Here is a 24,503-nt window from a genome sequence, read left to right on the forward strand (position 1 = left end):
GATCAAAAGCAAGAGCAAGATCAAGAGCAAGATCAAGATCAAGATCAACAGCCAAACCGATAGCAGTGACCGTTATTTACAGGTAGGGGGTTAGTGAAGAGGGTACCCTGCATAGCGATTGCTGATGATTAATCTACCTATCCACGATAGCAGCTGCACGGCCATTCAAGCCGTATGCACGGTCATCGCAACCAGCCTTCCCACAATCGGCCTTACAATCAACACGCACACAAAAGCTACCGGCATCGCCAATCGATAAGCTTTCAGTACGTTGCTCATATAATCCTGATCGATTCCGGCGTTGGCTGCCGTGATCACGAAACACATCAGCAATGCCATGATGGCCGACATGTAAAAGGCAAACACATACGGCGTGGCATTCACATGCAACCTGCGACGACGGCTTTGAGTGACATTAGTCATGCGACCTCCTGGAGTCCGATTGAGGCCTTACCCTATCAACCCACTGCGCTTCACCAGTAGACCGCTCCGCCTAACTCCTTTATAAAGCAAAACTTACGAATCCCAAGGGCACAGCATGGACCTGCTCAACGCCATCCGCAGCTTCATCAAGGTCGTCGAAGCCGGAAGTATCGCAGCAGGTGCCCGCAGCCTGGGCATTACCCCAGCAGCTGTGAGCCAGAACCTGGCCCGGCTTGAAGGGCATTTGCAGGTCCGTTTGCTGACCCGCACAACGCGGCGTATGACGCTGACTCCCGCCGGCACCCAGTACTACAAGCATGTCAGGCTGATAGAGCGTGACTTGGCGCGCGCTGAACAAGCGGTGATGACCCCGGAAAGCGAACCTCAAGGTCGTTTGTGCATCGCGTCGACCTCTGCGTTCGGTCGTCACGTCCTGGCGCCCCTGATACCCGCGTTCAGCGTGCTGTACCCGCGCATTTCGATAGAACTGGTCATGAGCGACAGAAAGGTTGACCACGCACGTGAAGGTATCGATGTCAGCCTGCGCATCACGCCCCAGTTGGACGAGCACCTGATAGCCAAGCACATCGCCCGCATTCCTTTCGTCTGCTGTGCCGCACCAGGGTACCTGGCCAGTGCCGGCGTACCACAGACGCCGGAGGCGCTGCGCAATCACCGCTGTCTGGTGTTTCGCTACCCGGTCGATGGCCGTCTGTTGCGTTGGGGATTCATGCGTGATGGGCAGCGCCTGGAGCCCGAATTTGGCGACGTGCTCATCTGCGACGACATCGATGCGCTGACGCAGATGGCGGTGCATGACGGCGGCATCACGCGCCTGGCAGCATTCATTGCCCGGCCGCACCTGGCTTGCGGTGCCCTGGTGCCGCTGTTCGAACATGGCCCTGACGGGCAGGCGTACGCGCAGACAGCACCCATGGACGTTTATCTCTGCGTGGCCGACCGCTTCGCACTCACGAGCAAGGTACACGCCTTCATGCACTACCTGCGCGACCACCTGGGCGAAGAGTGGCAAGTGCCAACATGAAAAAACCGCCACAAGGGCGGTTTTTCAAGGTAACGGTAACGATCAGAAGCGGTAAGTGAGCGATGCCCCTACACCGTGCGCGCTGTTCTCGTACTTGGCACGGTAGGCGCCCTTGGTGGCGCTGACCTGATTGACCTTGGTGTCTTCTTCCCACAGGTAGGAATACGCCACGTCGATGGTCATGTCCTCGCTCGGGCTCCAGCCGGCGCCCAGGCTGAAGATCTTGCGATCGCCCGTGGGGATGCGCGGCGAACGGTCCTGGTTGTTGGTCGGCGATTGGTCGACCGTGAAGCCGGTACGCAGCACCCACTCCTTGTTGACCTTGTACGACGCACCCACGGCGTGGGCCCAGGTGTCATGCCAGTTCTGTTCTTCCGAAATGGTCTGGAAGGCAGAGCCGATCAATGGGCGCGGGACATCGTTCTGTACAGTGATGTCCTTCAGGCGGCTCCAGCGCGTCCAGGTGCTGCCAGCGTACAGCGTCCATTGGTCGTCGAGTTCATGCGTGACCGACAGGTCAACCGACTCCGGCGTCTTGATCTTGAGCGAGGCATCGAACTTGCTGCCGTTGAATGGCCCGATCAGCGGGGTGTTGACCTTGGTCTTGCCCTCGAGCTTGTAGTCGACCATGGAGTGATAGGTCAGGCCGATGCGCGTGCGGTCGGTGGCTTGCACCATCAGGCCGATGTTGTAGCCGACTGCGGTGTCGTCACCCTTGATCTTGACTTCACCGTCGTTGCGCCCAGGAGTGGCCGGGTTGATCAGGTTGGAACCCAGTTCGCCCTTGATCCGGTTGAAGGTCGGGCCGAAGCCGATCGATACCTTGTCATTGAAGGCATAGCTGACGGTAGGCTGGAACGTCACCACTTCCACGTGACTTTTCTTGCCCCAATAGCGGGCCGCGTCGTCACTGCCGTAATCGGTCACCAGACCGAAGGGCACGTAGACACCGAAGCCGACGGTCCAGTGGTCGTCGATGGGCTTGACGTAGTAACCCATGGGTACGCCGACGACCGGTACCATGTCACCGTCAGTTTCCCCCCCAAGGTTGCTGCCAGGCCCCGAGATATCGGTTTTGGCGATGACCGCTGCGCCACCGACGGTGACCTGCTGGCGCTTGAGGCGGGACATGCCGGCCGGGTTGCCGTATACGGTGCTGGCATCCTCGGCAGAAGAGGAACGTCCCGCGAAACCTGTCCCCATGCTGCTGACGCTTTGTTCGTTCAACGCGAAGCCGCTGGCGAACAGTTGGCTCGATGCGAGCGCAACAGCAACGCCAAGGGAGGTTTTGAGCATTACTTTTTTCATTATTAGAACTCCTTGGGATCTCCGAGGCGAAAAGCTACCAACAAATCACGCGTCGCGCTATAGGCGCAATCGCAGGAGATAGAGCGGTTTTGTAGGACAATCCGACTAAAAATTCCTTTTCTCAGTTGAGTCTGTAAGAACCGTCTCAAGAAGCTACTGGCAGTTTCTGATCAATGCAGGCTTGCCAGGCTTCGGTGAAGTCTCGCAAGCGACCCTGAGGGTTGAAAATCTGCCGCCAGATACGCGCCTGGCCCATCCGGTCGTCCACGGCAGGCAAGGTCACCACCTGGGCCTCCACAAGCAGCCAGGCAATGGCAGTGGCGTAGCGCAGGTTGACGGTGAGTTCCAGGTCGGGTCCGCCCAGGAAGGCATGTTGGCTGGCCAGGCCGCGTACACGGCTGGCCAAGTCTGGATCGCGTGCCAGGTAGTCGTCCCAGAGCGCCCGATGACGCTGATCATCTATGCGAAAGAGGCCATGCCCGCGTCTGCCGTGCAGCGCCGATCCCAAAGCCGACTGGCAGGCAGCGATGCCGAGCAACAACACTTCGGCGCTGGCGCAGTGACGGTCAAGGTAGATCAGTGTGGGCCTGATGACATGCTGACGTAGTTCTTTGGCCGCAATACCCATGGTGCCCCCGAGCAGTAAGGGACCGGCGGGCGCAGGCGCTTGGCAGCTGTGTGAACGGTCAGGCCCGCCGGAAGCGGCGTGCACCGCTCGAGTTGAAGTGTAGTGTGATAAGGGTGACGTAAAAGGCTGTTTTTAAATCGATTGCTGCCTGACAAGCCGAGCGATATACCCGAAGGCAATTACGCTGGATTTGTGCAGGCAAGCTGGGAGGGGGTGTATCTGATGGGTGAATGCCGCAGCATTCACCGCTCACGCGGTGAGTGACTGGCGGGTACGGGCGATGACGGCCTGCAGCGGTTCGCTGCGGCTGTACTGCTCGTGGTACAGGCGTTCGGTATGGCAGGCGATACCGTGTTCGTCCACCAGCGTAAAGCTGAAGCTGCCTTTGCGGGGTGCGACGAGCAAGCATTTCAACGGCGAGAACGCCTGGGAAAGGGTACCGATTGCAGCCTGGATTTGATGTTGAGTTTGCATATTATTGGAGGTTCCTGCATTAAACACGGGAAGTAGATCCGTGCATCATAGAAACGTTCCAGTGACGTCTTTATTAAGGGACGAGAGAACCTGCTGGAACAAAGCAGCCAGAGGGAGCGCAATCAATGGTGGGCGCTTGGGCTGACTGGTAGGTACTTCAGAGGGCAGGCAGCACGCGGAGCCAAGGTTCTAGGCCTTCGCGCGGGATCCTGATCAATTGGACTCGTGATGGATGTCGCGGCAGCGTATCGGCTGCGGGCGAATCATCGAAAGGGCCGGTCCTGGTTTCAGCAGCGCGCTATTGGGAGAGCGAGTCTGCAAGGACACTGTGGGCCAGAATTGACTTTCAGCTTGGTACTAACGAGGCGCATCCTACCTGAGCCTTTCGGTGAAGGCAAGCCCTGATTGTGCGTGGGTAGCCGAGCAGTATGGCGCTTAATGCCGGCGGTGGGAAGGGGCCGAGCGTGCTCGAAGGGTGTCCTGGCCGCCTTGCTCACACACGAACGGATGCGCGGTTGATGTTTGTTCACACCGAAAGGAGGACGTGTATCAAACCTGTCCCACCTTTCGCTCCAGTCGCCAATGACTTGACTAGCCAGTTAAGTCAATGAAAAAAAACACTATTTTTCGTTGGTGAAAAAATCGTCAGTTTGACAGAAGCCCCCGTAATTCGGGGCTTGGCGGGGGGGAATAGGGTGTTGTCCACCGACTTATCCACAGGAACTGTGGATTGTCGCCGCCGCTTGCTCTAGTGCGGGGTTGGCGCCAAGCTGCCTCGGGTCTCGCCAAGAATCAGACCAGTTCGAATGACCATCCATCGTCTCGCAAACGTCAAGAAACAATCACATGAAATTTTTATAAAAAAAATCCTCAGGGTTAGGCCCGCACGTCGAAAACCGGTAGAGTGGCGCGCTTTTCGATTTGCCTGACCTGCCGCTCATGAAGTCTCGCAGTAAACAACTTGCCAGCCCCATACCCTCGTCTGCAGAGCGTCCCGGACGGTTCACCCTGAAGGTTGCCCTATGGCTACTCGACAGTTCGCGCCTGGGTGACAAGCCTCAGGTCAAGCACCTGGCTGGGCGGTTGCTCAAGCGTCCGGCGCGCGAGGGTGTGGTGGTAGCTCAAAGCCGTCTGGGGCAGATGCTTTGCCGCGATTGCGGCAGCGCCCGTGATCGGCGTATTGGCCATGACCTGCTACGCCAGGCCGCACGCGCTGGCGATTGTCGTGCCCAGGTGGAGTATGCCCGGGCGTGCCGGGCGTCTGCGCCCGAGCAGGCCCGTAGCTGGCTGGAATTGGCGGCCGGGAAGGGGTCCCAGGAGGCCCGTCGGCTACTGCGTCAGTGGTTTGGGCACTGAGGACCACCGCCTGTGACGGCGGCACGGGCAACCTGCCGGTCAGGCTGTTAAGCTTCAGCGAATTTGCCAGACAGTGACCGGGGTAGGCATGACAGTGGATCTGGCCAGCATTCTGCTGGGCTTGGTGGCGGGCGCGGTGCCGTGCCTGGTGTGGGTCATGCAGCTTCAGCGTCGGCATGCAGCACGGCATGGCGAGCGTGCTTTGCTTGAAGAGCGTCTGAACGCAGCGCAGCTGGCCCAGGCCGGTTTGCAGGCGCAGCTCGAGGCCAGCCGTGATGAAGTCAGTGACCTCAGCGAAGCCAATACCCTCAAGCAGACGCAGCTGGCAGCCCAGGGGCGAGAGCTGGAGTTGCTGCAGATCGAGCGGGACAACGCCCGTGATGCGGCCCATGCCTGGAACCTGGAACGCGCGACTCGCGAGGCCGAGCAGCGTCGTCTGGAGTCCCAGGCCGCACGCCTCGAAGCCGAGCTGCGTGAACAGCAGGAAAGCCACCAGCAGCGTCTCGAAGACCTGCAGGAGGCCCGCGATACGCTGCGCGCCCAGTTTGCCGACATGGCCACCAAGATCTTCGATGAGCGTGAGCAGCGCTTTGCTCAAACCAGCCAGCAGCACCTTGGCCAACTGCTCGACCCATTGAAGGAGCGTATCCAGGCGTTCGAAAAGCGTGTCGAGGAAAGTTACCAGCAGGAGGCCCGCGAGCGTTTTTCGCTGGGCAAGGAACTCGAGCGCCTGCAGCAACTCAACCTGCGTCTGTCCGATGAAGCGACCAACCTCACCCAGGCGCTTAAGGGGCAGAAAACCCAGGGTAATTGGGGCGAGCTGATCCTGGAGCGCGTGCTCGAACACGCAGGGCTGGAGAAGGGTAGGGAGTACCAGACGCAGGTGAGCCTCAAGAGCGCTGACGGTGAGCGCTTCCAGCCAGATGTGCTGATCATGTTGCCGGGCAATAAGCAGGTGGTGGTCGATGCCAAGGTCAGCCTGACGGCGTATCAGCAGTTCGTGTCAGGCAACGACGAGGCGGCGCTCAAGCAGCACGTCCAGTCGCTGCGCAGTCACGTCAAGGGCCTGTCGAGCAAGGACTACAGCCGCCTCGAAGGCCTGCACAGCCTGGATTTCGTACTGTTGTTCGTGCCCATCGAGGCCGCGTTCTCGGCGGCACTGCAGGCCGAGCCCAACCTGTTCCAGGAAGCCTTCGACCGGCAAATCGTCATCGTTAGCCCCACCACCTTGCTGGCCACCTTGCGGGTGATAGACAGCTTGTGGAAGCAGGAACGCCAAGGCCAGAACGCCCGGGAAATCGCCGAACGTGCCGGGTGGCTGTACGACAAGTTCGTGTTGTTCATCCAGGACCTGGATGAGCTGGGCAGCCGCCTGCAACAGGTGGACAAGGCCTATGCGGCAGCACGTAACAAACTGTGCGAAGGGCGCGGCAATCTCGTCAGTCGCAGCGAGCAGCTCAAGCTGCTCGGCGCCCGGGCCAGCAAAAGCCTGTCGCCCGACTTGCTCGAACGCGCCTTCGCCGATGAAGTGCCCGACCAGGCAGTTACTGCACCAGGCTCAGATGACGGTTGAGCAGGGCCCGCAATGCAGCCGGCTTGACCGGCTTGGGCAAATAGTCCAGGCCTGCGGCATGCACCAGGGCGATGGTTTCCTTGCTGCCGTCGGCGCTGATGACCACCCCGGGCACCGGTTCGCCCAATCGGGTGCGTAGCCAGCCCATCAGGCGCGTGCCGGTGTCGCCTTCATCCAGGTGATAGTCCACCAAGGCCAGGTGTGGGCGCATGCCCTCGGCCAGCAGGGCCTCGCACTCGCTGCGGCTGCGTGCGGTCCACACCTGACAGCCCCAGCGGCTGAGCAGGCTGTTCATGCCAATCAGGATGCTGTCTTCGTTGTCCACGCACAACACCTGCAGCCCGGCCAGCGGCTCGCTGCGTTGCTCCACCGCCGAAGTGACAGGGGCTGGTTGTAGAGAGATCGGCACGCTCACACGGAACACGGTGCCCTTGCCTGGCCAGGAACGTACCTCCAGTGTGTGACCCAGGACTCGGCACAGTCCGTCCGCGATCGCCAGGCCCAGGCCCAGGCCTTTTTCGGCGCGGGTCTGATGGCTGTCCAGGCGTTTGAACTCCTGGAAGATCACGTGCAGCTTGTCGTCGGCGATGCCAGGGCCCCTGTCCCAGACTTCCAGCCACAGGCGCTCGCCCTGGCGGCGGGCACCCAGCAGGATCGGGCTCTTGCCATAGCGCAGGGCGTTGGTCAGGAAGTTTTGCAGCACGCGGCGCAGCAGCTTCATGTCACTGTTGACCCGCAGGCGGCTGCCGCGCAGGCGGAACGCCAGGCCTTTCTCTGCCGCCAGTACCTTGAATTCCGCCCCAAGGGTGTCGAACAGCTCGTTCAAGGCAAATGGCTTGGCGTCGGGGGTGATCTTGCCGTTTTCCAGGCGCGAGATGTCCAGCAGGTCGCTGATCAGTTCTTCGGCCGAACGCAGTGAAGTGTCCATGTGCTGAACCAGTTGCCGGGCTTCCTCGGTCATGCCTTCGGCTTGCTGCGACAAGGCCGCGGAAAACAACCTGGCGGCGTTCAGAGGCTGCATCAGGTCGTGGCTGACCGCAGCCAAAAAGCGAGTCTTGGACTGGCTGACCGCTTCGGCATGGCTCTTGGCTTCGGTCAGCGCCTGGTTCAGTTGCGACAGCTCGTAGGTGCGCTCTGCCACGCGTTGCTCAAGGCTTTCGTTGGCATGGCGCAGCGCTTGCTCGGCTTCGCGGAACGGCGTGATGTCGGTAAAGCTCATCACGAAACCGCCACCGGGCATCGGGTTGCCGATCAACTCGATCACGCGCCCATTGGGGAACAGCCGCTCGGACGAGTGGGCCCGGCCCTGGCGCATCCAGTGCAGACGCCGGGCTACGTGCACCTGGGCCTCCCCTGGGCCGCACAGGCCGCGCTCGGCGTTGTAGCGAATGATGTCGGCAATGGGCCGTCCCACGCTGATCAGCCCGTCCGGGTAATTGAACAGCTCAAGGTAACGCCGGTTCCAGGCCACCAGATGCAGGTTCTGGTCGACCACGCTGATGCCCTGGTTGATGTTTTCGATGGCGCCCTGCAGCAGTGCCCGGTTGAACTGCAGCACTTCGCTCGCTTCATCGGCGATGCGCACCACGTCTTCGAGCTGCATGTCGCGGCCTTCGATCGCTGCCTTGACCACTGCACGGGTAGACGAACTGCCCAGGACACCGGCCAACAACCGCTCGGTGTGCTCGATCCAGTCACCGTCGGCGTTCTGGTTGGGGTTGAAGCCTTTGCCCTGGCGGTAGGCGAAACGGATGAAGCTCTGGCGCGCGCGCTCCTCACCCACGAAACGCGATGCCAAGGTCAGCAGGTCGTCTATCTGCACCGCCAGCAAGGGCTTGCTGCTGGGGCGGGCGCTGGTCTGCTGGCCAATGAAGCGGCCCGCTTGCCAGTGCTCGGACACGCGGGTACGCGACAGCAGCGAGACCCAGGCAAACAGGGTGAAGTTGCCGGCAAGCGACAGCACCACGCCTTGGGTCAGCGGGCTGATCGGCAGATTCAGGGGGTTGCCGTGCAACCACGCCAACCCTGGGAATACCTGCAACGACCAGCCCAGGCTGTGGGCGGCGATGGGCAGCACCAGGGTGTAGAACCACAGGAAGATGCCCGCCGCCAGACCTGCGAATACACCCCGGCGGTTGGCCTGTTTCCAGTACAGCGCCCCGAGCATGGCGGGCGTCAGTTGGGTCACGGCAGCAAACGCGATCTGGCCGATGGTCGCCAGGCTGGCCGTAGAACCCAGCAGGCGGTAACTGACGTACGCCAGCAGCAGGATGACCACGATGGTGACCCGCCGGACCGAAAGCATCCAGTGCCGGAACACCTCGAACGGTCGCTCGGCGTTGTTGCGACGCAGCAACCAGGGCAGCAGCATGTCGTTGGAAACCATGGTCGACAACGCGACCGCTTCTACGATGACCATGCCGGTAGCCGCTGACGCGCCACCGATGAATGCCAGCAGCGCCAGGCTGGGGTGTGCCTCGGCCAGGGGAAGGCTGATCACGAACGAGTCCGACATCACCGTCCCTGGCAGCAACATCTGCCCCGCCAGGGCGATGGGCACCACGAACAGTGCGGCCAGGGCCAGGTACATCGGGAACACCCAGCGTGCCAGGCGCATGTCCTGTGGCTCGATGTTTTCCACCACGGTCACGTGGAACTGCCGAGGCAGGCAGATGATGGCCATCATGGCGACAGCCGTCTGGACCACCATCGACGGCCAGTTGATGGTCTCTGTCCAGTAATCGTGCAGCTCGATGGACTGGCGCGCCTGGGTGAACAGGTCATCGAACCCATCGTACAGGTTGAAGACGACGAAGATCCCCACGGCCAGAAACGCCAACAGCTTGATCAACGACTCGAACGCGATCGCCAGCACCATGCCCCGGTGGTGCTCGGTGACGTCCAGGCTGCGCGTGCCGAATACGATGGCGAACAGCGCCAGCACCAGCGACACCACCAGCGCAGTGTCCTGTACGCGCGTGCCGGTGGCGTCTGCACTGGCGCCGATCAACAGATTGACGCCCAGCACGATGCCTTTGAGCTGCAGGGCAATGTAGGGCAGCACGCCCACCAGGCAGATCAGTGCCACGACCACGGCCAGCGTCTGGGATTTGCCGTAACGGGCAGCGATGAAGTCGGCAATGGAAGTGATGTTCTGCTGTTTGCTGATCAGCACCATCTTCTGCACCACCCACGGTGCGAAGACCAGAAGCAATACCGGCCCCAGGTAGATCGGCAGGAATGCCCACAGCTGCTCGGCCGCTTGTCCGACCGCGCCGAAGAACGTCCAGCTGGTGCAATACACCGCCAGCGACAGGCTGTACACCCAGGCACGCAATTTGGGCGGCAAAGGGGTGCTACGCCGGTCGCCATAGAAGGCGATGGCGAACATGACGGCCATATAGGCCAGGGCGACCGCGGCGATCAGCCCGCTGGACAACGACATGGTGACTCCGAAGCTAAATGGATAACGAGGCCCGGTCAGCCAGTCTGGCACGACAGGTGGCGCGCCGTCAGCGCAGACGATGGTCGCAGTGGCAGGTGGTCGCAGCGTGACGCACCCAAATTGCGGGCTCGTGCGGGGCCCAGCAGACGGGTGGAGGATTGACAGGCGATGCCTGGAAGCAAATACTCTCGAAAAATTCATATAGATGTCTATATAACAAGACGAGAATACAGCCATGCTTCCACTCGCCAGCGACACACGACTGCCACGCTATCAACAGCTACGCGACCATCTGGTAGCGCAGATCGCTAACAACCGCTGGCACCCGGGTGAGGCGATCCCCACCGAGGCTGCACTGGCGAGTGAATTCGACCTGTCGGTGGGCACGGTGCGCAAGGCCATCGATGCGCTGGTCGCCGAAGGCGTGCTTGAGCGCCAGCAGGGGCGAGGTACCTTCATCCGCCGTCCACAGTTCCAATCCTCGCTGTTTCGCTTCTTCCGCTTCGAAGCTGTCAACGGCGAGCGCGTCGTGCCGATGAGTCGCATCCTGAGCATGAACGCCGTGGCGGCACCGTCTGCCGTGGCTCAGGCCTTGGGGCTCGTACCCGGGGCCGATGTGATCCATCTGCAGCGGCTTCGTCTGCTCGATGCCCAGCCCGTGCTGGCCGAGGACATCTGGCTGCCCCGCCAGCCGTTCCAGTTGCTGCTGGAGACTGATCTGGATAACAAGGGCCCATTGCTCTACCCGATCTACGAACAGCTGTGTGGGCAAGTGGTCGCAGCCGCCGAAGAAGCCCTGACTGCCGAGGCCGTGGATGAAGTGCATGGGCGCCTTCTGCAGGTACCGGCCGGCAGCCCTATTGTGGTGATCGAACGGCTGGCCCGTGACTACGCCGGCAAACCCCTGGAGTGGCGCCGGTCGCGGGGACACGCGCAGCACTTCCGCTACCGCATCGATATTCGCTGACCGCGCCGTTTCAACCTTCTTTATCTGCCTGCGCCCCGTCACCAGGGCGCAGTGGCTTCGCCTGCTCGGTTGTCTGCGTTGAGGGCAACCCAGCGTACCCTTCACCCTTAAAAGGATAAGAATCATGTTCAGCTGGTACCGCCAAATTACATCGCGCGAACGCAAGACCTTCTGGGCCTGTTTTGGGGGCTGGTCGCTCGATGCGCTGGAAGTGCAGATGTTCGGCCTGGCCATTCCCGCGCTGATCGCGGCTTTCTCGCTGTCCAAAGGCGATGCGGGCCTGATCAGTGGCCTTACCCTGGTGACCTCGGCGATCGGCGGCTGGCTTGGCGGAACCCTGTCGGATCGGTACGGCCGCGTGCGCACCTTGCAGTGGATGATCCTGTGGTTCTCCTGCTTCACATTCCTCTCGGCTTTCGTCACAGGCTTCTATCCACTGCTGTTCGTCAAGGCCATGCAAGGCTTTGGCATTGGTGGGGAGTGGGCGGCCGGGGCCGTGCTGATGGCCGAGACCATCAACCCCAAGTACCGCGGCAAGGTCATGGGTACGGTGCAAAGCGCCTGGGCGGTAGGGTGGGGCCTGGCGGTAGCGTTGTTCACCTTGATCTATTCGCTGGTGCCGCAGGAATTCGCCTGGCGCGTGATGTTCTTCGTGGGCCTGTTGCCGTCGCTGCTGATCATCTGGGTGCGTCGCAACGTTCCAGAACCGGACAGCTTTCAACGCCTGCAGAAACAGAACGCCATTCCCCAGGGTTTCTTCGCCTCGATGGCGGGGATCTTTCGCCCTGAATTGCTGCGCGTCACGTTGCTGGGCGGCTTGCTGGGCCTGGGGGCGCATGGTGGCTACCACGCGGTGATGACCTGGCTGCCGACTTTCCTTAAGACCGAACGCAACTTGTCGGTGCTCAATTCCGGTGGCTACCTGGCGGTGATCATCTTTGCGTTCTGGTGTGGCTGCGTGGTCAGCGGGTTGTTGATCGATCGCATCGGCAGGCGTCGCAACATCCTGCTGTTTGCGCTGTGCTGCGTGCTGACGGTTCAGGCCTATGTCTTCTTCCCGTTGAGCAATACGCAGATGCTGTTCCTGGGTTTCCCGCTGGGCTTCTTCGCAGCCGGCATTCCAGCAAGCCTCGGCGCCTTCTTCAACGAGCTGTATCCTGCCGATGTGCGGGGAGCGGGGGTTGGCTTCTGCTACAACTTTGGCCGTGTGCTCTCGGCGGTCTTCCCCTTCCTGGTCGGGCACATGAGCGAATCCATGTCGCTGGGTACCGCCATCGGCATTGATGCCGGCATCGCCTACGGCGTGGCGGTGATCGCTGCACTGTGCCTGCCTGAAACGCGCGGCCGCAACCTCGAGCCTGCCCCGCAAGCGCCCGGTGTGGCCGCCCAGTAACCTGACCGAAAGATCAAAGACATGCCTCACAACCCTGCTTCATCCATGATTGCCATCGACAGCCATGCCCACGTGTTCAGTCAAGGGCTGACATTGGCGCGCGAGCGCCGTTATGCCCCCGCGTACGATGCACCGTTGGCGGATTACCTCAGCCAGTTGCAGGCGCACGGTTTCAGTCACGGCGTTCTGGTGCAGCCCAGTTTCCTGGGGACCGACAATGGCTATCTGCTGGGTGCCCTGCAAGCCGCTCAGGGGCGCCTGCGGGGGGTGGTGATGCTTGAGCCGGACGTTGCGCGCCAAACCCTCATACAGATGGACCAGCTTGGGGTCAGAGGCGTGCGCCTGAACCTGATGGGGCAACCACTGCCGGACCTTGCGGCCCCGCAGTGGCGCCATCGCTTCGCGTGCATGGCCGAACTGGGCTGGCACGTCGAGCTGCATCGACAACTGGCGGACATTCCCACCCTGGTGCGGGCGCTGCAACCGTACGGGCTGGATATCGTCATCGACCATCTGGGAAGGCCCGATGCGCGCAGCGGGCTGGGGCAGGGAGGCTTCGCCGACCTATTGACCCTGGGCGGGCAGGGCAATGTCTGGGTGAAGGTTTCCGGTATCTACCGCCTGGAAGGCTCGCCCGAGCAGAACGAGCTGTTCGCCCGCCAGGCGCTGGGCGCGCTGGAAGCGCACTATGGGGCCGAGCGCCTGATGTGGGGCAGCGATTGGCCGCATACGCAGCACGAACGCACGATGAGTTATGGCCAGGCGCTCGAGCAATTGCAGGCCCTAGGCTGCTCCAGCGAGTTGCGCAAGGCGCTGTTGCTGGAGACGGCCAAGGACTTGTACCGTTTCAATTGAGCGAAAGAATGGGTACGCAAGGCTTCGGTCAACCTATAGCGATCCTGTAGCGGGGTCGTCGGGGCAAGCAGTCACGGCAGGCGTTCGAATGTGGCTGTTTTGACGTGGTGCGAGTCCAGTCCGACCATCACTTCGAAGTTACCGGGCTCGGTCACCCATTGCAGGTTACGGTCCACCAATGCTAGCGCGGTGGGTGCAATCTCCAGCGTCAGGTCTCTGGCAGCGCCAGGCTCCAGGAAGATGTTCTGGAAGCCTTTGAGTTCTTTGACGGGCCGACTGACAGAGGCGCTCAGGTCCCGAAGATAGAGTTGCACGGTTGTTTCGCCCGCCAACGGTCCCTGATTGGTAACAGTGACTCGAACCTTCAAGCGCTCACCCGGACGCAGACGGTCGGTGGACAAGCGTGGGGCTGAGACATCGAACTGGGTGTAGCTCAGCCCGAAGCCAAAAGGAAAAAGAGGGGTGTCATCGACGTCGAAGTGGCGCGACCGGTAAGGTGCGGGGTTGATGGGGTCGAACGGCCTGCCGGTGTTCAGATGGTTGTAATACAGGGGGATCTGGCCGACGTTGCGCACGAACGTCACTGGGAGTTTCCCGGAGGGGTTGTAGTCGCCAAACAGCACATCAGCGATGGCATTACCCCCCTCGCTCCCGCTATACCAGGTTTCCAGTACGGCATCGGCCCACTTGGTTTCGTCGTCGAGGGCAAGCGGGCGGCCATTCATCAAAACCAGTACCACTGGAATGCCGGTATCGCTCAATGCCTTGAGCAGCGCACGTTGTCCGCCGGGTAGACCCAGCTCGGTCCTGCTCGCACCCTCATGGGACATGCCGCGCGCCTCGCCAAGCACCGCGACGATTACATCGGCTTGCCGAGCCACCGCCAGGGCCTGCTTGAGCATCGCTGCGGGAGGGCTTGGATCGATGTCGACGTGTTTGTCCGCAAGAAGCATCAGGGCCGATGGATCGTCAATGATGTTGGCCCCTTTGGCATAGCGCAATCGACCCTTGCCCGCTTGAGCCTGATGCATGCCGGAGCGAAGCGTGACCACCTCCTCGGGTCTGCCATTGGCATACCAACTGCCAAGCATGTCTGCCGCGTTATCGGCCAATGGGCCGATCAAGGCGATGTTCATGCTTTTATGCAGCGGCAGCGTGCGGTTTCGGTTTTTCAGCAGCACCAAGGAGCGGCGCGCCATATCCCGCGCTTGGGCACGATGCTGTCCGATCTGCTCGCTAGCGGCGTCGGCACCCAGGCGCTGATAAGGGGCATCAAACAGGCCCAATTCGTACTTGGTTGTGAGCACCTGGCGAACCGCGCCGTCCAGCTCGGCTTCGCTGACCTGTCCTTGCTTGATCAAGCCAGCCAGCTGGTCACGGTAATGACGGTCGCTCATGCTCATTTGTGTGCCAGCGGTCAGCGCTGCCTTGGCCGCCTGGGTGCCATCACGGGCCACGCCATGGTCTATCAGCTCTGCCACTGCGCCGTGGTCGCTGATGACTAAGCCTTTGAACTGCCACTGTGTGCGAAGCAGGTCTTTCAAGAGCCAGCCGTTGGCCGTTGCAGGGATGCCATTAAGGCTGGACAGTGCAGTCATCACGGCACCGGCCTTGGCTTCGATGGCAGCCTTGAAGGGGGGCAGGTAATCCTGATGAAGGCGTTGTTCGCTCATGTCAGCCGTGTTGTAGTCGCGCCCTCCCTCAACCGCTCCATAACCGGCAAAATGCTTGATACAAACCATCAGGCTGTCCGGTGCTGCCAGATGCGGTCGTTGCAAACCGCGGATGGCAGCCTCACCCATGCGCGAGGCCAGGTGCGTGTCTTCGCCGTAGCCTTCGGAGATGCGTCCCCACCGCGGGTCGCGACTGACATCCAAGACGGGAGCGAAGGTCATGTCCAAGCCATCGTTGGTCGCCTCGATTGCTGCAACGCGTGCACTTTTTTCCACCGCGCGCAGGTCCCAGCTGGACGCCTGACCCAAGTTGATGGGAAAAATGGTGCGACGTCCATGGATTACATCACCTGCAAAGAACAGCGGGATACCCAGCCGGCTACGCTCGACCGCCATGGCCTGTAGCCTGCGCAAATCCGTACTGTTGGCAGCCGGGTGGGTGAACATCGCCCCCACATTCCCGGCTGCGATGGCTGTGTTCATGTCTTGAGGCGCATCACCTTGAGCGGCATATTCCATTCGCAACTGTCCGATCTTTTCCTGCAAGGTCATCTGCGAGAGCAAATTGTCGATGAACGTCTTTTGCTGCGCGTCAGGCTTGTTAGCCAGGGCGGTGACAGGCCCTATCGCTGCGCAAAGCATCAACATGGCCGTGAGTGCAGGTGAGCGGGTTGCTCGCTTGCGGGGAGGGGTCACTCCATTGACTTCCTGGGCGAATTTCCCTGACATTGCCACCTGAGTGATCAAGCTCGCTACTCGCAGATCTACCAGTTGCCTATCCCCGATATCTGTGCAATCCCCACGACCTTCCTTCACCCGTGCCCTCGCGGCTTCACCCAGGACCAAGGACGATGAGTCATTCCTCGCAATTCACCTTGCTCGGCAAGCGGCGCTTCCTGCCTTTCTTCATTACTCAGTCGCTCGGTGCGTTCAACGACAACCTGTTCAAGCAGTCGCTGATCCTGGCCATCCTGTTCAAGCTGAGCCTTGGGGACGGTGACCGATCCATCTGGGTCAATCTGTGTGCCTTGCTGTTCATCCTGCCGTTCTTTCTTTTTTCGGCGCTGGGTGGACAGTTCGGGGAGAAGTTTCCCAAGGACGCGCTCATTCGTGTGATCAAGCTGGCGGAGATCGGCATCATGTCGATCGGCGCGCTGGGGTTTGCGACCAATCACCTGGCCCTCATGCTGGTGGCCTTGTTCGGCATGGGTACCCATTCGGCGCTGTTCGGGCCGGTGAAGTACTCGATCCTGCCCCAAGCGCTGCGTGAGCAAGAGCTGGTAGGCGGCAATGGGCTGGTGGAGACGGGCACCTTCCTGGCTATCCTCGCCGGCACCATCGGCGCCGGGGTGATGATGTCGACCGAACGCTATGCCGCGGTGGTAGCCGGTGGCGTAGTGGGCACTGCCGTACTGGGCTATCTGGCCAGCCGCTGGATTCCCCGTGCCGCCGCTGCCTCACCCCACATGAAGCTGGACTGGAACATCTTCAGGCAGTCGTGGACTATCCTGCGCATGGGCCTTGCCCAGCCGCCTGCGGTATCGCGCTCGATCGTCGGCAACTCCTGGTTCTGGTTCGTCGGCGCCATCTACCTGACCCAGATCCCGGCCTATGCCAAGGACTGGCTGCACGGCGATGGCACCGTGGTCACCCTGGTGCTGACGCTGTTCTCGGTGGGCATCGCCCTGGGTTCCTTGTTGTGTGAGCGTCTGAGCGGGCGCAAGGTGGAGATCGGGCTGGTGCCGTTCGGCTCCTTTGGCCTGACCGTGTTCGGCCTGCTGTGGTGGTGGCATTCCGGGGATGTGCCCAGCGCTGCCAGCGCCCATGACTGGCTCGACCTGCTGGGCCTGAGCCAGGCGTGGTGGATTCTGCTGTCCATCGTCGGGCTCGGGGTGTTTGGCGGTTTCTATATCGTGCCGCTGTACGCATTGATTCAGGCACGCACCGCCGTAGACGAGCGCGCGCGGGTGATCGCTGCCAACAACATCCTCAATGCGTTGTTCATGGTGGTATCGGCCCTGTTGACCATGGTGCTGCTGGGCGTGGCTGGGCTGGACATCCCGCAGCTGTTTTTGGTCGTCTCGCTGCTGAACATCGCCGTCAACGCCTACATTTTCAGCATCGTGCCTGAATTCACCATGCGGTTTCTCATCTGGCTGCTCAGTCACTCGATGTACCGCGTCAAGCACCAGGGGCTGCAGCACATTCCCGACGAAGGCGCGGCATTGCTGGTGTGCAACCACGTGTCGTTCGTCGATGCCTTGTTGCTCGCTGGCGCGATACGCCGTCCCATTCGTTTCGTCATGTACTACAAGATCTACAACCTGCCCGTGCTCAACTTCGTGTTTCGCACCGCAGGCGCCATTCCGATTGCCGGACGCAGCGAGGACCTGGCGACGTACGAGCGCGCCTTCACCCGCATTGCCCGTTACCTGGCTGACGGCGAGCTTGTGTGCATCTTTCCCGAGGGCAAGCTGACAGGGGACGGTGAGGTCGACGTGTTCAAGGGCGGCTTGAGCCATATCCTTGAACAGACGCCGGTGCCGGTGATTCCCCTGGCGCTGCAAGGGCTGTGGGGCAGTTTCTTCAGTCGCGACCCGGCCAAAGGGTTTTTCAGAAGAATGTGGTCCCGTGTGACCGTCGTGGCAGGCAGCGCCATCCCTGCACAGGAGGCGCTACCAGAGCGGCTGCGCGAGCAGGTCATTGGCCTGCGCGCAGGCATTCGCTGAGCAAACCTGGCCAGCTGACCGGTATCAGCTGGCGCTGACCTTGAGGCCGATCAGGCCGCATACGATCAGTGCCACGCTGACCAGTCGAACCAACGCCATGGACTCACCGAACAGGATGATGCCGGCGATCACGGTGCCCACCGCGCCGACGCCGGTCCAAATGGCATAGGCCGTCCCCAGCGGCAGCTCTTTCATCGCCAGGCCCAGCAGGCCGAGACTGACGGCCATGGCGGCAACCGTCAGCGCGGTGGGCAGTGGCTTGCTGAAGCCGTCGGTATACTTGAGGCCAACGGCCCAGCCGACCTCGAACAGGCCGGCGAAGAACAGGATGATCCAGGACATGATGCGTCTCCATCGTTGCAAGTGATGGGGCCGTCCCCTGGATGATCACGCTGGGCGTCGTGAGGTCGTCCTCACCGTGAGCCCATGGTGCACATCTACGGTCTGCCGGGCAAGCCTGCGGGCCAATCGCCTGTCAGCGTCTGACACGTTTTGCGCCCTCGACGTCGGAGGAGGTGTCCTCCAGCCGCCGGAACCAGGTGGAAAGCAGCGCCCCGGAAATATTGTGCCACACGCTGAACAGCGCACTGGGCACGGCCGCCAGGGGCGAGAAGTGCGCAGCGGCAAGGGCTGCTCCTAGCCCGGAGTTCTGCATGCCGACCTCCAGCGCCAGCGACTTGCGCTGGGCCAAGGGCAGTTTGCACAGCTTGCCGGTGATGTACCCCAGCAAATAACCGAAGCTGTTGTGCAACATGACCACCGCCATGATCAACAGCCCCGACTCGGCGATTTTCGCCTGGCTGGCGGCCACCACGGCGCATACGATCAGTACGATGCTCACCACCGATACCAGTGGCAAAACCTGAACTGCGGTCTGCACGCGCTCACCCAGCAGGCGTTGGGCCAGCACGCCGAGTACGATCGGGAGCATGACCAGCTGCAGGATCGACCAGAACATATCCATGAAGGACACCGGAAGCCAGGCCGACGCCAGGAACCAGATCAGCGCAGGGGTCAGCAGTGGCGCCAGCAGCGTGGTGACGCCTGCGATGGCTACGGCCAGCGCGAGGTCGCCGCGCGACAGCCACACCATCACGTTCGAGGCCGTACCGCTCGGGCAGCAGCCGACCAGGATCACGCCCACGGCGATCTGCGGCGGTAGCTCGAAGAGCTGGCACAGCAGCCAGGCCATGCCCGGCATGATCACGAAATGCGCGACCACCCCCAGCATGACCCGCCAGGGTTGGCGGGCCAGGGCAGCGAAGTCGTCGAGCTTGAGGGTAAGGCCCATTCCGAACATCACCAGCCCCAGCAAGGGCACGATGGCCACCTTCAACCCAATGAACCATTGCGGTTGCAGGAAGGCCAGCACGGCGAACACCAATACCCACAAGGCAAAGGTGTTGCCGACGAATCGACTCAAGGCGGCGAGGGCGCGCATGGGGTTATCTCCAGTTCGACTGCATGCCCGGGCATTGTCGCTGCAGGCAGGGGGTCAAGTGCGGCAACGGTGCCGCACTCAAGTGTCGTGGGTACTGCCAACCCGCAGCGGGCTCACACCCCTTGCGGGATTTCTTCGCCGCCCAAAGCTTCGAAGAGCACGGGCAGGAACTCTGCAAATGTCATCATCATCAGCTGGAAGCTGGCGTCGAACTGCTGCGCGGCCTCGTCACCGCCATCCTGCTCGGCCTGCTCCTGCAGCAGTTCCTCGAATTTCAGGCGCTTGATGACCATCTTGTCGTCCAGCACGAACGACAGTTTGTCCTGCCAGGCCAGGGCGAGTTGGGTCACGACCTTGCCGGTACTCAGGTGCAGCTGGATTTCCTCGCCAGTCAGGTCCTGGCGCTTGCAGCGCACGATGCCGCCATCTTCGGCCGTGTCGCGCAGCTCGCATTCGTCCAGCACATAGAAGCCTTCGGCGGCATTCTGGGATTTGACCCAGTCGGTCATGGTGGCCACCGGGGCGATCTTGACGGTGGCCGGCCGCACGGGCAGCGAGCCCATCACTTCGCGCAGCGTGGACAGCAGGTCTTCGGCGCGTTTGGCGCTGGCCGAGTTGACCAGAATCACCCCCAGGCGCGGGGCGATGGCAGCGAAGATCATCGAGCGGCGAATGAAGGCGCGAGGCAGGAAGGCCTGAATGATCTCGTCCTTGATCTGGTCACGCTCCTTCTTGTAGACCTTGCGCATCTGTTCGGTCTCGATCTCTTCGACCTTTTCCTTGACCGCGTCATTGACCACGCTGCTGGGCAGAATACGTTCTTCCTTGCGTGCAGCGATCAGCAGGTAATCGCCACTGATGTGCACCAGCGGGGCATCTTCGCCCTTGCCGAACGGGGCGACGAAACCGTAGGTGGCCAGCTCCTGGCTGGCGCACGGACGGGCTGGCTTGCTGGCCAGGGCAGCCTCCAGGGCTTCAGGCTCGAAGGGCACGTCCTGGGTCAGGCGGTAGGTCAGCAGGTTCTTGAACCACATCGGGGAAGTCTCTCATTAATGCATAAGGCGGGCATTATTCTCCTACCAGCCCCGGAAGGCCAACCCTGTCAGAGGGCCAGCAGTGCACAAACCGGACGAAATCGGGCCGTTACGCTAGGTCGTTGAAAGATCTGTACTTTTTTCGAAATAAAGTGAAAGAAAGTGCTTGCCAGGGGGCAGGGCCGTCCGTAGAATGCGCCCCACACCGAGACGAAGGGTGATTAGCTCAGCCGGGAGAGCATCTGCCTTACAAGCAGAGGGTCGGCGGTTCGATCCCGTCATCACCCACCACTCGATGTATAGCGCAGCGGTAGTTCAGTCGGTTAGAATACCGGCCTGTCACGCCGGGGGTCGCGGGTTCGAGTCCCGTCCGCTGCGCCATATTCAGCTTCAAGGGCCCACTGAACACCCTGAAGCAATAAGAAAGCGACCCTAGGGTCGCTTTTTTTATGCCTGCATTTCAGTTTTATAGTCGTCTTTCAGGCCCGGGCCGCCTGGCCATTGAGGCCTGGGCGCTCCTCGGCCCGCAGGGTCAGTACCTCGAACCCTTCGTCCGTCACGGCCACCGTGTGCTCCCATTGCGCTGACAGGCTGCCGTCACGTGTCACCACGCTCCAGCCATCCTTGAGCGTGCGGGTGCCGCGCCCGCCCTGGTTGATCATGGGCTCGATGGTGAACACCATGCCTGGCTTGAGCTTCATGCCCATGCCGCGCTGACCGACATGCAGCACCTCTGGCGCTTCATGCATCTGCTGGCCAATGCCATGCCCACAATACTCTCGGACCACGCTGTAGCCTGCGGCCTCGGCATGCGCCTGCACGGCATGGCCAATGTCACCCAGGGTGGCCCCAGGTCGTACTTGCTCGATGCCTTTCCACAGCGCCGCATAGGTGGTGTCGATCAGGCGCCGGGCTTCATCATCGATCTGCCCGATGGCGTACATTTTAGAAGAGTCAGCAATGTAACCGCCTTGTTCCAGCGTGATGTCGACGTTGACGATCGAACCTTCTTTGAGTACTTCATCGGCGTCAGGCATGCCATGGCACACCACATGATCGACCGAGGTATTGAGCGCATAGGGAAAGCCGTACTGGCCTTTGCTGGCCGGTCTTGCCCGAAGGGCCTGGACGATGAAGTCTTCTGCGTGGTCATTGATCTGCAGGGTGGTGATGCCTGGACGGATGAAACTGTCGAGTTCGGCGAACACCTGTGCCAGCAGTTGGCCTGCGCGGCGCATCAGGTCGAGCTCGGCGGGGGATTTGATGATGACCTTGGACATAAACGCGAATAATCACTCCAGCTAGAATGCCTCAAAGCATAGACCCACGGCATACCCACATGCCACCGTCGAGCACCGATGCGTCACTTGATCGTGGATGATTTCTTTGTCGGTACCTGCTGTTTTAAATATGACTTTAGCGCTGGCGCGGGGGATCTGTCAGGTCATGGCATGAAGCTGTTACCTGGTTGATGAATAACGATTCACTTGCTGAACTTACTTACTCAAACCCGCTCCTATGCCGGTAGCCATTGGTGAGGGCCGCCTGCTAAGCTCGCGGCCTCTACCCTGATTGCCCTTATGGCGCATGAACAAGGAATTAGCATGAAACAGCATCGTTTGGCGGCTGCGGTTGCCCTGGTAGGCCTGGTACTGGCTGGTTGTGATCAGCAGGCCAGCAGCCCCGAACTGAAGACGCCTGCGCAGAAAGCTTCCTACGGCATTGGCCTGAACATGGGCAAGAGCCTGGCGCAGGAAGGCATGGACGACCTCGATTCCAAGGCGGTAGCGCTGGGTATCGAGGACGCCGTTGGCAAGAAAGAGCAGCGCCTGAAGGACGAAGAACTGGTAGAAGCCTTCACTGCCTTGCAGAAGCGTTCCGAAGAACGCCTGGCCAAGGCCAGCGAAGAGGCGGCCACTGCGGGCAAGAAGTTCCTTGAAGAAAACGGCAAGAAGCAAGGCGTGGTGACCACCGCATCGGGTCTGCAGTACGAAGTTGTCAAGAAGGCCGATGGCCCGCAGCCCAAGCCAACCGACGTGGTGACCGTTCACTATGAAGGCAAGTTGATCGACGGCAAGGTCTTCGACAGCTCCGTCGAGCGCGGCAGCCCGATCGACCTGCCGGTCAGCGGCGTGATCCCAGGTTGGGTCGAAGCGTTGCAATTGATGCACGTTGGCGAGAAGTACAAGTTGTTCATCCCTGCTGACCTGGCCTACGGCGCCCAGAGTCCGAGCCCGTTGATCCCGGCCAATTCGGTTCTGGTGTTCGACCTGGAACTGATCGCGATCAAGGACCCAGCGCAGCTGCAAGGTGGTGAGCCTGAGGCCGAAGCGCCTGCCGACGCACCGGCTGAAGCACCTGCCAAGTAAGGCGTGTTTCGATTGAAACGAGCGCGCTGTCATCACGGAGCGTTCGGTTCACTTGATACCATTGGGGCCGCTATGCGGCCCTAATAGTATCTGCGGCAAAGCTAAATCCTGGGGAGGCTGCGCGGCCGATCCGCAGCCCCGGCAAGGCCGTAACTGCGCGGGTACAGCGTACTCCGCCTACACGGGTATCTGATGACATTCAGAGCCGTGCTGAACCTGTGGCGGAGCTGCCTTACAGGACGTTCGCATTTGGGCATCCCGTTCGAACCAGCTCTGGCGCCCACGGTCCGAACAAGGACGGGCGCTGGGTGTAAGCTGCGTCTGAAATAACTGTCCTAGGGCGGGCCCGCGCAGTGCTCTGTAACCGCTGTGTAAAAAATGCCCGATCTTGTCCGGTGCCCTGTTTATGGGCCAGCGGGCTCGGAAATGTCCCCCTGTTCACAAGGTTATCCACAATAAATGTGGATAACCTTTTCCGTCTGGAGGCACCATGAAGGCACCTTGGAATTTCGCCCGCTTCCTGCCCCTGGCAGAGCGCCTGCTCAGCCGTGGGCGCTTGCCGGCGCTGCTGTTCGCGGTGGCCCGCAAAGGGCCACGCTTGGGCAAACTGCGCGAAGACGTGAAGTTGATGCAGGCCCTGTGCCTGGCATGGTGGCGAGGCGAGTACCGGGCGATCAACCGCAAGGCCTTGATTACGATCGTTGCCGGTCTGCTTTATTTCGTAAGCCCCATCGACGCCATCCCGGACTGGTTGCTGGGCGTAGGTTTTCTGGATGACATCGCCGTGCTGGGGTGGGTGCTCAAGACCGTTTCCGATGAACTGGAGCGCTTCAAGGCCTGGCGGGACACCCAGTCGCCAGAACGGCTGCAGGTAGTTGAGCGTCTTCCAGCCACCCCCGAAGACCTGCGTCTGGAGCGTGAAATCCCTTGAGGCGTCAGTGACACGGTAGAACCCTGCCGGCGCTCGACTGCAAAGATCCTGAACTTGGTCATATAATTGGCACATGAAACACGCCAATGGATTACCTTCAGTAGTCCTCTCGAAGGGATTTTTGCAATGGATATTCAGGTCATCAGCCGCGACGGTCAACCCGAGTATGCCGTCGTACCGTGGGAAGACTACCAGGCGCTGCTCAAGGCAGCAGGGCAGGCCCCAGCGAATACCCCAGTACAGTCACCTGTCGAAGAAGCCGCCTCACATGCCGCTTTGCCCGCATTTAGCGAAGTAGGTGCCATACGCCGGGACAAAGGCATCGCCGCCGAGCACCTGGCCCGCAATGTGGGGGTGAGCCCGGCTTACCTGGCGATGATCGAGTCGGGCGAGCGGGAGCCCGATGCCGCCATTCGCCGTGCCCTGGCCTGGCACTTGGGTGTGCCTGGCTGGAGCGAGGCTTCATGAGTCAGGTCAGGATCAGCCGCCAGCACTGGGACAACCTGCTGGGCGAGCTGGATCTGGCCCGACGGCAACGTCATTTGCTGACCTACCGAGCGCTCATCGAGCGCCTGCAACTGCCAAGTCCTGCCATGCAGACACTGACCGCAGCGCTTGAGTACCTGGCAGTGCTGGATGCGCGTGCCGAACAACCCCTGCGCAGTTCATTGGTGATCAGCCAGGGTGCCAGCCGCTTGCCGCGCACAGGCTTCTTTGAGTGCGTCGAGCGGTTAGGGCGCTTCACAGGGCCTGTCGATGGCATGGAGGCCGCTTCCTGGCATGCCTCTGAAGTCGCACGCGTATTCGAATACACGTATCCCGATCCCGCCTGATCAGACCCAGCAACGCTGAGCCCTCC

At 61.2% G+C, this 24,503-nt stretch carries 21 protein-coding genes and 2 tRNA genes; 13 read left to right on the top strand and 10 right to left on the bottom strand.

All coding sequences use genetic code 11. The features are described from left to right. Positions 1-165: 165 nt before the first annotated feature. Positions 166-423 (bottom strand): DUF2798 domain-containing protein, encoded by a 258-nt coding sequence (locus PFU01S_RS17250; RefSeq protein ID WP_028686858.1) that lies wholly within the window; start codon positions 421-423, stop codon positions 166-168. 115 nt (positions 424-538) lie between these two features. On the opposite strand from PFU01S_RS17250, the gene PFU01S_RS17255 reads away from it, so the two are divergent. Then, the gene (locus PFU01S_RS17255; protein WP_028686857.1) at positions 539-1,468 is read left to right on the top strand and encodes a LysR family transcriptional regulator; all 930 of its coding nucleotides are present in this window, start codon (positions 539-541) and stop codon (positions 1,466-1,468) included. A gap of 42 nt (positions 1,469-1,510) precedes the next feature. On the opposite strand, the gene PFU01S_RS17260 is transcribed toward PFU01S_RS17255, so the two are convergent. From PFU01S_RS17260 to PFU01S_RS17270, 3 genes are all read right to left on the bottom strand, one after another. Continuing rightward, the gene (locus PFU01S_RS17260) at positions 1,511-2,776 is read right to left on the bottom strand and encodes an OmpP1/FadL family transporter (RefSeq protein ID WP_023533893.1); all 1,266 of its coding nucleotides are present in this window, start codon (positions 2,774-2,776) and stop codon (positions 1,511-1,513) included. A gap of 145 nt (positions 2,777-2,921) precedes the next feature. Then, positions 2,922-3,404: a hypothetical protein gene (locus PFU01S_RS17265; RefSeq protein ID WP_028686856.1), complete on the bottom strand. Its 483-nt coding sequence runs from the start codon at positions 3,402-3,404 to the stop codon at positions 2,922-2,924. Positions 3,405-3,653: 249 nt separating this feature from the next. After that, complete coding sequence (locus PFU01S_RS17270) at positions 3,654-3,878, bottom strand: hypothetical protein (RefSeq protein WP_027915766.1); 225 nt, start codon at positions 3,876-3,878, stop codon at positions 3,654-3,656. Between the two features lie 939 nt (positions 3,879-4,817). Here PFU01S_RS17270 and PFU01S_RS21905 point away from each other — a divergent pair. Together PFU01S_RS21905 and PFU01S_RS17275 are read left to right on the top strand one after the other, a co-directional pair. Beyond that, positions 4,818-5,234 carry an SEL1-like repeat protein gene (locus PFU01S_RS21905; protein WP_081783932.1) on the top strand — a complete coding sequence of 139 codons (417 nt, stop codon included), beginning with the start codon at positions 4,818-4,820 and terminating at the stop codon, positions 5,232-5,234. A gap of 202 nt (positions 5,235-5,436) precedes the next feature. After that, positions 5,437-6,807, top strand: a complete 1,371-nt coding sequence (locus PFU01S_RS17275; protein ID WP_161780409.1) for a DNA recombination protein RmuC — start codon at positions 5,437-5,439, stop codon at positions 6,805-6,807. On the opposite strand, the gene PFU01S_RS17280 is transcribed toward PFU01S_RS17275, so the two are convergent. After that, complete coding sequence (locus PFU01S_RS17280) at positions 6,779-10,252, bottom strand: hybrid sensor histidine kinase/response regulator (RefSeq protein ID WP_027915769.1); 3,474 nt, start codon at positions 10,250-10,252, stop codon at positions 6,779-6,781. The two genes, PFU01S_RS17275 and PFU01S_RS17280, sit on opposite strands and share 29 nt — an antisense overlap. A 235-nt stretch (positions 10,253-10,487) precedes the next feature. Here PFU01S_RS17280 and PFU01S_RS17285 point away from each other — a divergent pair, with 235 nt between their 5' ends. The 3 genes from PFU01S_RS17285 to PFU01S_RS17295 all read left to right on the top strand — a co-directional run bounded on the left by PFU01S_RS17285 (position 10,488) and on the right by PFU01S_RS17295 (position 13,467). After that, positions 10,488-11,219, top strand: coding sequence for a GntR family transcriptional regulator (locus tag PFU01S_RS17285; RefSeq protein WP_027915770.1), 732 nt, complete (start codon positions 10,488-10,490; stop codon positions 11,217-11,219). A gap of 124 nt (positions 11,220-11,343) precedes the next feature. Further along, entirely contained in the window at positions 11,344-12,612 is a 1,269-nt protein-coding gene (locus PFU01S_RS17290; protein ID WP_027915771.1) for an MFS transporter, read from the top strand. A 21-nt stretch (positions 12,613-12,633) separates the two neighbouring features. After that, positions 12,634-13,467 (top strand): amidohydrolase family protein, encoded by an 834-nt coding sequence (locus PFU01S_RS17295; RefSeq protein ID WP_027915772.1) that lies wholly within the window; start codon positions 12,634-12,636, stop codon positions 13,465-13,467. Positions 13,468-13,538: 71 nt separating this feature from the next. Here the strand turns inward: PFU01S_RS17295 and bglX are convergent, their stop codons facing one another. Then, positions 13,539-15,788, bottom strand: coding sequence for a beta-glucosidase BglX (gene bglX / locus PFU01S_RS17300; RefSeq protein WP_154665189.1), 2,250 nt, complete (start codon positions 15,786-15,788; stop codon positions 13,539-13,541). Between the two features lie 203 nt (positions 15,789-15,991). Between bglX and PFU01S_RS17305 the strand changes: the two genes are divergently transcribed. Beyond that, on the top strand, positions 15,992-17,869 hold the full coding sequence (locus tag PFU01S_RS17305; RefSeq protein ID WP_027915774.1) for a 1-acyl-sn-glycerol-3-phosphate acyltransferase: 1,878 nt from the start codon (positions 15,992-15,994) through the stop codon (positions 17,867-17,869). Between the two features lie 24 nt (positions 17,870-17,893). Here PFU01S_RS17305 and sugE read toward each other — a convergent pair whose 3' ends face one another. The 3 genes from sugE to rdgC form a co-directional block, all read right to left on the bottom strand. Then, on the bottom strand, positions 17,894-18,211 hold the full coding sequence (gene sugE, locus PFU01S_RS17310) for a quaternary ammonium compound efflux SMR transporter SugE (RefSeq protein WP_023533912.1): 318 nt from the start codon (positions 18,209-18,211) through the stop codon (positions 17,894-17,896). A 133-nt stretch (positions 18,212-18,344) separates the two neighbouring features. Further along, on the bottom strand, positions 18,345-19,310 hold the full coding sequence (locus tag PFU01S_RS17315; RefSeq protein ID WP_027915775.1) for a bile acid:sodium symporter family protein: 966 nt from the start codon (positions 19,308-19,310) through the stop codon (positions 18,345-18,347). Positions 19,311-19,423: 113 nt separating this feature from the next. Continuing rightward, the gene (gene rdgC, locus PFU01S_RS17320) at positions 19,424-20,344 is read right to left on the bottom strand and encodes a recombination-associated protein RdgC (RefSeq protein WP_028686853.1); all 921 of its coding nucleotides are present in this window, start codon (positions 20,342-20,344) and stop codon (positions 19,424-19,426) included. 215 nt (positions 20,345-20,559) lie between these two features. Here rdgC and PFU01S_RS17325 point away from each other — a divergent pair. Further along, positions 20,560-20,635 (top strand) — tRNA-Val (locus PFU01S_RS17325). A gap of 13 nt (positions 20,636-20,648) precedes the next feature. After that, positions 20,649-20,725: transfer RNA gene (locus PFU01S_RS17330), tRNA-Asp, on the top strand. 98 nt (positions 20,726-20,823) lie between these two features. Here the strand turns inward: PFU01S_RS17330 and map are convergent. Then, complete coding sequence (map, locus tag PFU01S_RS17335) at positions 20,824-21,624, bottom strand: type I methionyl aminopeptidase (RefSeq protein ID WP_027915777.1); 801 nt, start codon at positions 21,622-21,624, stop codon at positions 20,824-20,826. A 324-nt stretch (positions 21,625-21,948) separates the two neighbouring features. On the opposite strand from map, the gene bamJ reads away from it, so the two are divergent. The 4 genes from bamJ to PFU01S_RS17355 all read left to right on the top strand — a co-directional run bounded on the left by bamJ (position 21,949) and on the right by PFU01S_RS17355 (position 24,477). Next, positions 21,949-22,713, top strand: a complete 765-nt coding sequence (gene bamJ / locus PFU01S_RS17340) for a BamJ family beta-barrel-assembly machinery protein (RefSeq protein ID WP_027915778.1) — start codon at positions 21,949-21,951, stop codon at positions 22,711-22,713. Between the two features lie 490 nt (positions 22,714-23,203). Next, positions 23,204-23,644, top strand: coding sequence for a YkvA family protein (locus PFU01S_RS17345; protein WP_028686852.1), 441 nt, complete (start codon positions 23,204-23,206; stop codon positions 23,642-23,644). Between the two features lie 126 nt (positions 23,645-23,770). Beyond that, the gene (locus PFU01S_RS17350) at positions 23,771-24,112 is read left to right on the top strand and encodes a helix-turn-helix domain-containing protein (RefSeq protein WP_027915780.1); all 342 of its coding nucleotides are present in this window, start codon (positions 23,771-23,773) and stop codon (positions 24,110-24,112) included. Beyond that, positions 24,109-24,477, top strand: coding sequence for a hypothetical protein (locus PFU01S_RS17355; protein ID WP_027915781.1), 369 nt, complete (start codon positions 24,109-24,111; stop codon positions 24,475-24,477). Before PFU01S_RS17350 ends, PFU01S_RS17355 begins: the two co-directional genes overlap by 4 nt. The last annotated feature ends 26 nt before the right edge of the window (positions 24,478-24,503 follow it).

This window comes from Pseudomonas fulva NBRC 16637 = DSM 17717, assembly GCF_000730565.1.
GTDB classification, from domain to species: domain Bacteria; phylum Pseudomonadota; class Gammaproteobacteria; order Pseudomonadales; family Pseudomonadaceae; genus Aquipseudomonas; species Aquipseudomonas fulva.

What these genes read in the sequence shown, in the direction of transcription:
- PFU01S_RS17250 (WP_028686858.1), bottom strand. Translation starts at nt 423, where the DNA reads ATGACTAATGTCACTCAAAGCCGTCGTCGCAGGTTGCATGTGAATGCC.
- PFU01S_RS17255 (WP_028686857.1), top strand. Translation starts at nt 539, where the DNA reads ATGGACCTGCTCAACGCCATCCGCAGCTTCATCAAGGTCGTCGAAGCC.
- PFU01S_RS17260 (WP_023533893.1), bottom strand. Translation starts at nt 2,776, where the DNA reads ATGAAAAAAGTAATGCTCAAAACCTCCCTTGGCGTTGCTGTTGCGCTC.
- PFU01S_RS17265 (WP_028686856.1), bottom strand. Translation starts at nt 3,404, where the DNA reads ATGGGTATTGCGGCCAAAGAACTACGTCAGCATGTCATCAGGCCCACA.
- PFU01S_RS17270 (WP_027915766.1), bottom strand. Translation starts at nt 3,878, where the DNA reads ATGCAAACTCAACATCAAATCCAGGCTGCAATCGGTACCCTTTCCCAG.
- PFU01S_RS21905 (WP_081783932.1), top strand. Translation starts at nt 4,818, where the DNA reads ATGAAGTCTCGCAGTAAACAACTTGCCAGCCCCATACCCTCGTCTGCA.
- PFU01S_RS17280 (WP_027915769.1), bottom strand. Translation starts at nt 10,252, where the DNA reads ATGTCGTTGTCCAGCGGGCTGATCGCCGCGGTCGCCCTGGCCTATATG.
- PFU01S_RS17285 (WP_027915770.1), top strand. Translation starts at nt 10,488, where the DNA reads ATGCTTCCACTCGCCAGCGACACACGACTGCCACGCTATCAACAGCTA.
- PFU01S_RS17290 (WP_027915771.1), top strand. Translation starts at nt 11,344, where the DNA reads ATGTTCAGCTGGTACCGCCAAATTACATCGCGCGAACGCAAGACCTTC.
- PFU01S_RS17295 (WP_027915772.1), top strand. Translation starts at nt 12,634, where the DNA reads ATGCCTCACAACCCTGCTTCATCCATGATTGCCATCGACAGCCATGCC.
- bglX (WP_154665189.1), bottom strand. Translation starts at nt 15,788, where the DNA reads ATGTTGATGCTTTGCGCAGCGATAGGGCCTGTCACCGCCCTGGCTAAC.
- PFU01S_RS17305 (WP_027915774.1), top strand. Translation starts at nt 15,992, where the DNA reads ATGAGTCATTCCTCGCAATTCACCTTGCTCGGCAAGCGGCGCTTCCTG.
- sugE (WP_023533912.1), bottom strand. Translation starts at nt 18,211, where the DNA reads ATGTCCTGGATCATCCTGTTCTTCGCCGGCCTGTTCGAGGTCGGCTGG.
- PFU01S_RS17315 (WP_027915775.1), bottom strand. Translation starts at nt 19,310, where the DNA reads ATGCGCGCCCTCGCCGCCTTGAGTCGATTCGTCGGCAACACCTTTGCC.
- rdgC (WP_028686853.1), bottom strand. Translation starts at nt 20,344, where the DNA reads ATGTGGTTCAAGAACCTGCTGACCTACCGCCTGACCCAGGACGTGCCC.
- map (WP_027915777.1), bottom strand. Translation starts at nt 21,624, where the DNA reads ATGTCCAAGGTCATCATCAAATCCCCCGCCGAGCTCGACCTGATGCGC.
- bamJ (WP_027915778.1), top strand. Translation starts at nt 21,949, where the DNA reads ATGAAACAGCATCGTTTGGCGGCTGCGGTTGCCCTGGTAGGCCTGGTA.
- PFU01S_RS17345 (WP_028686852.1), top strand. Translation starts at nt 23,204, where the DNA reads ATGAAGGCACCTTGGAATTTCGCCCGCTTCCTGCCCCTGGCAGAGCGC.
- PFU01S_RS17350 (WP_027915780.1), top strand. Translation starts at nt 23,771, where the DNA reads ATGGATATTCAGGTCATCAGCCGCGACGGTCAACCCGAGTATGCCGTC.
- PFU01S_RS17355 (WP_027915781.1), top strand. Translation starts at nt 24,109, where the DNA reads ATGAGTCAGGTCAGGATCAGCCGCCAGCACTGGGACAACCTGCTGGGC.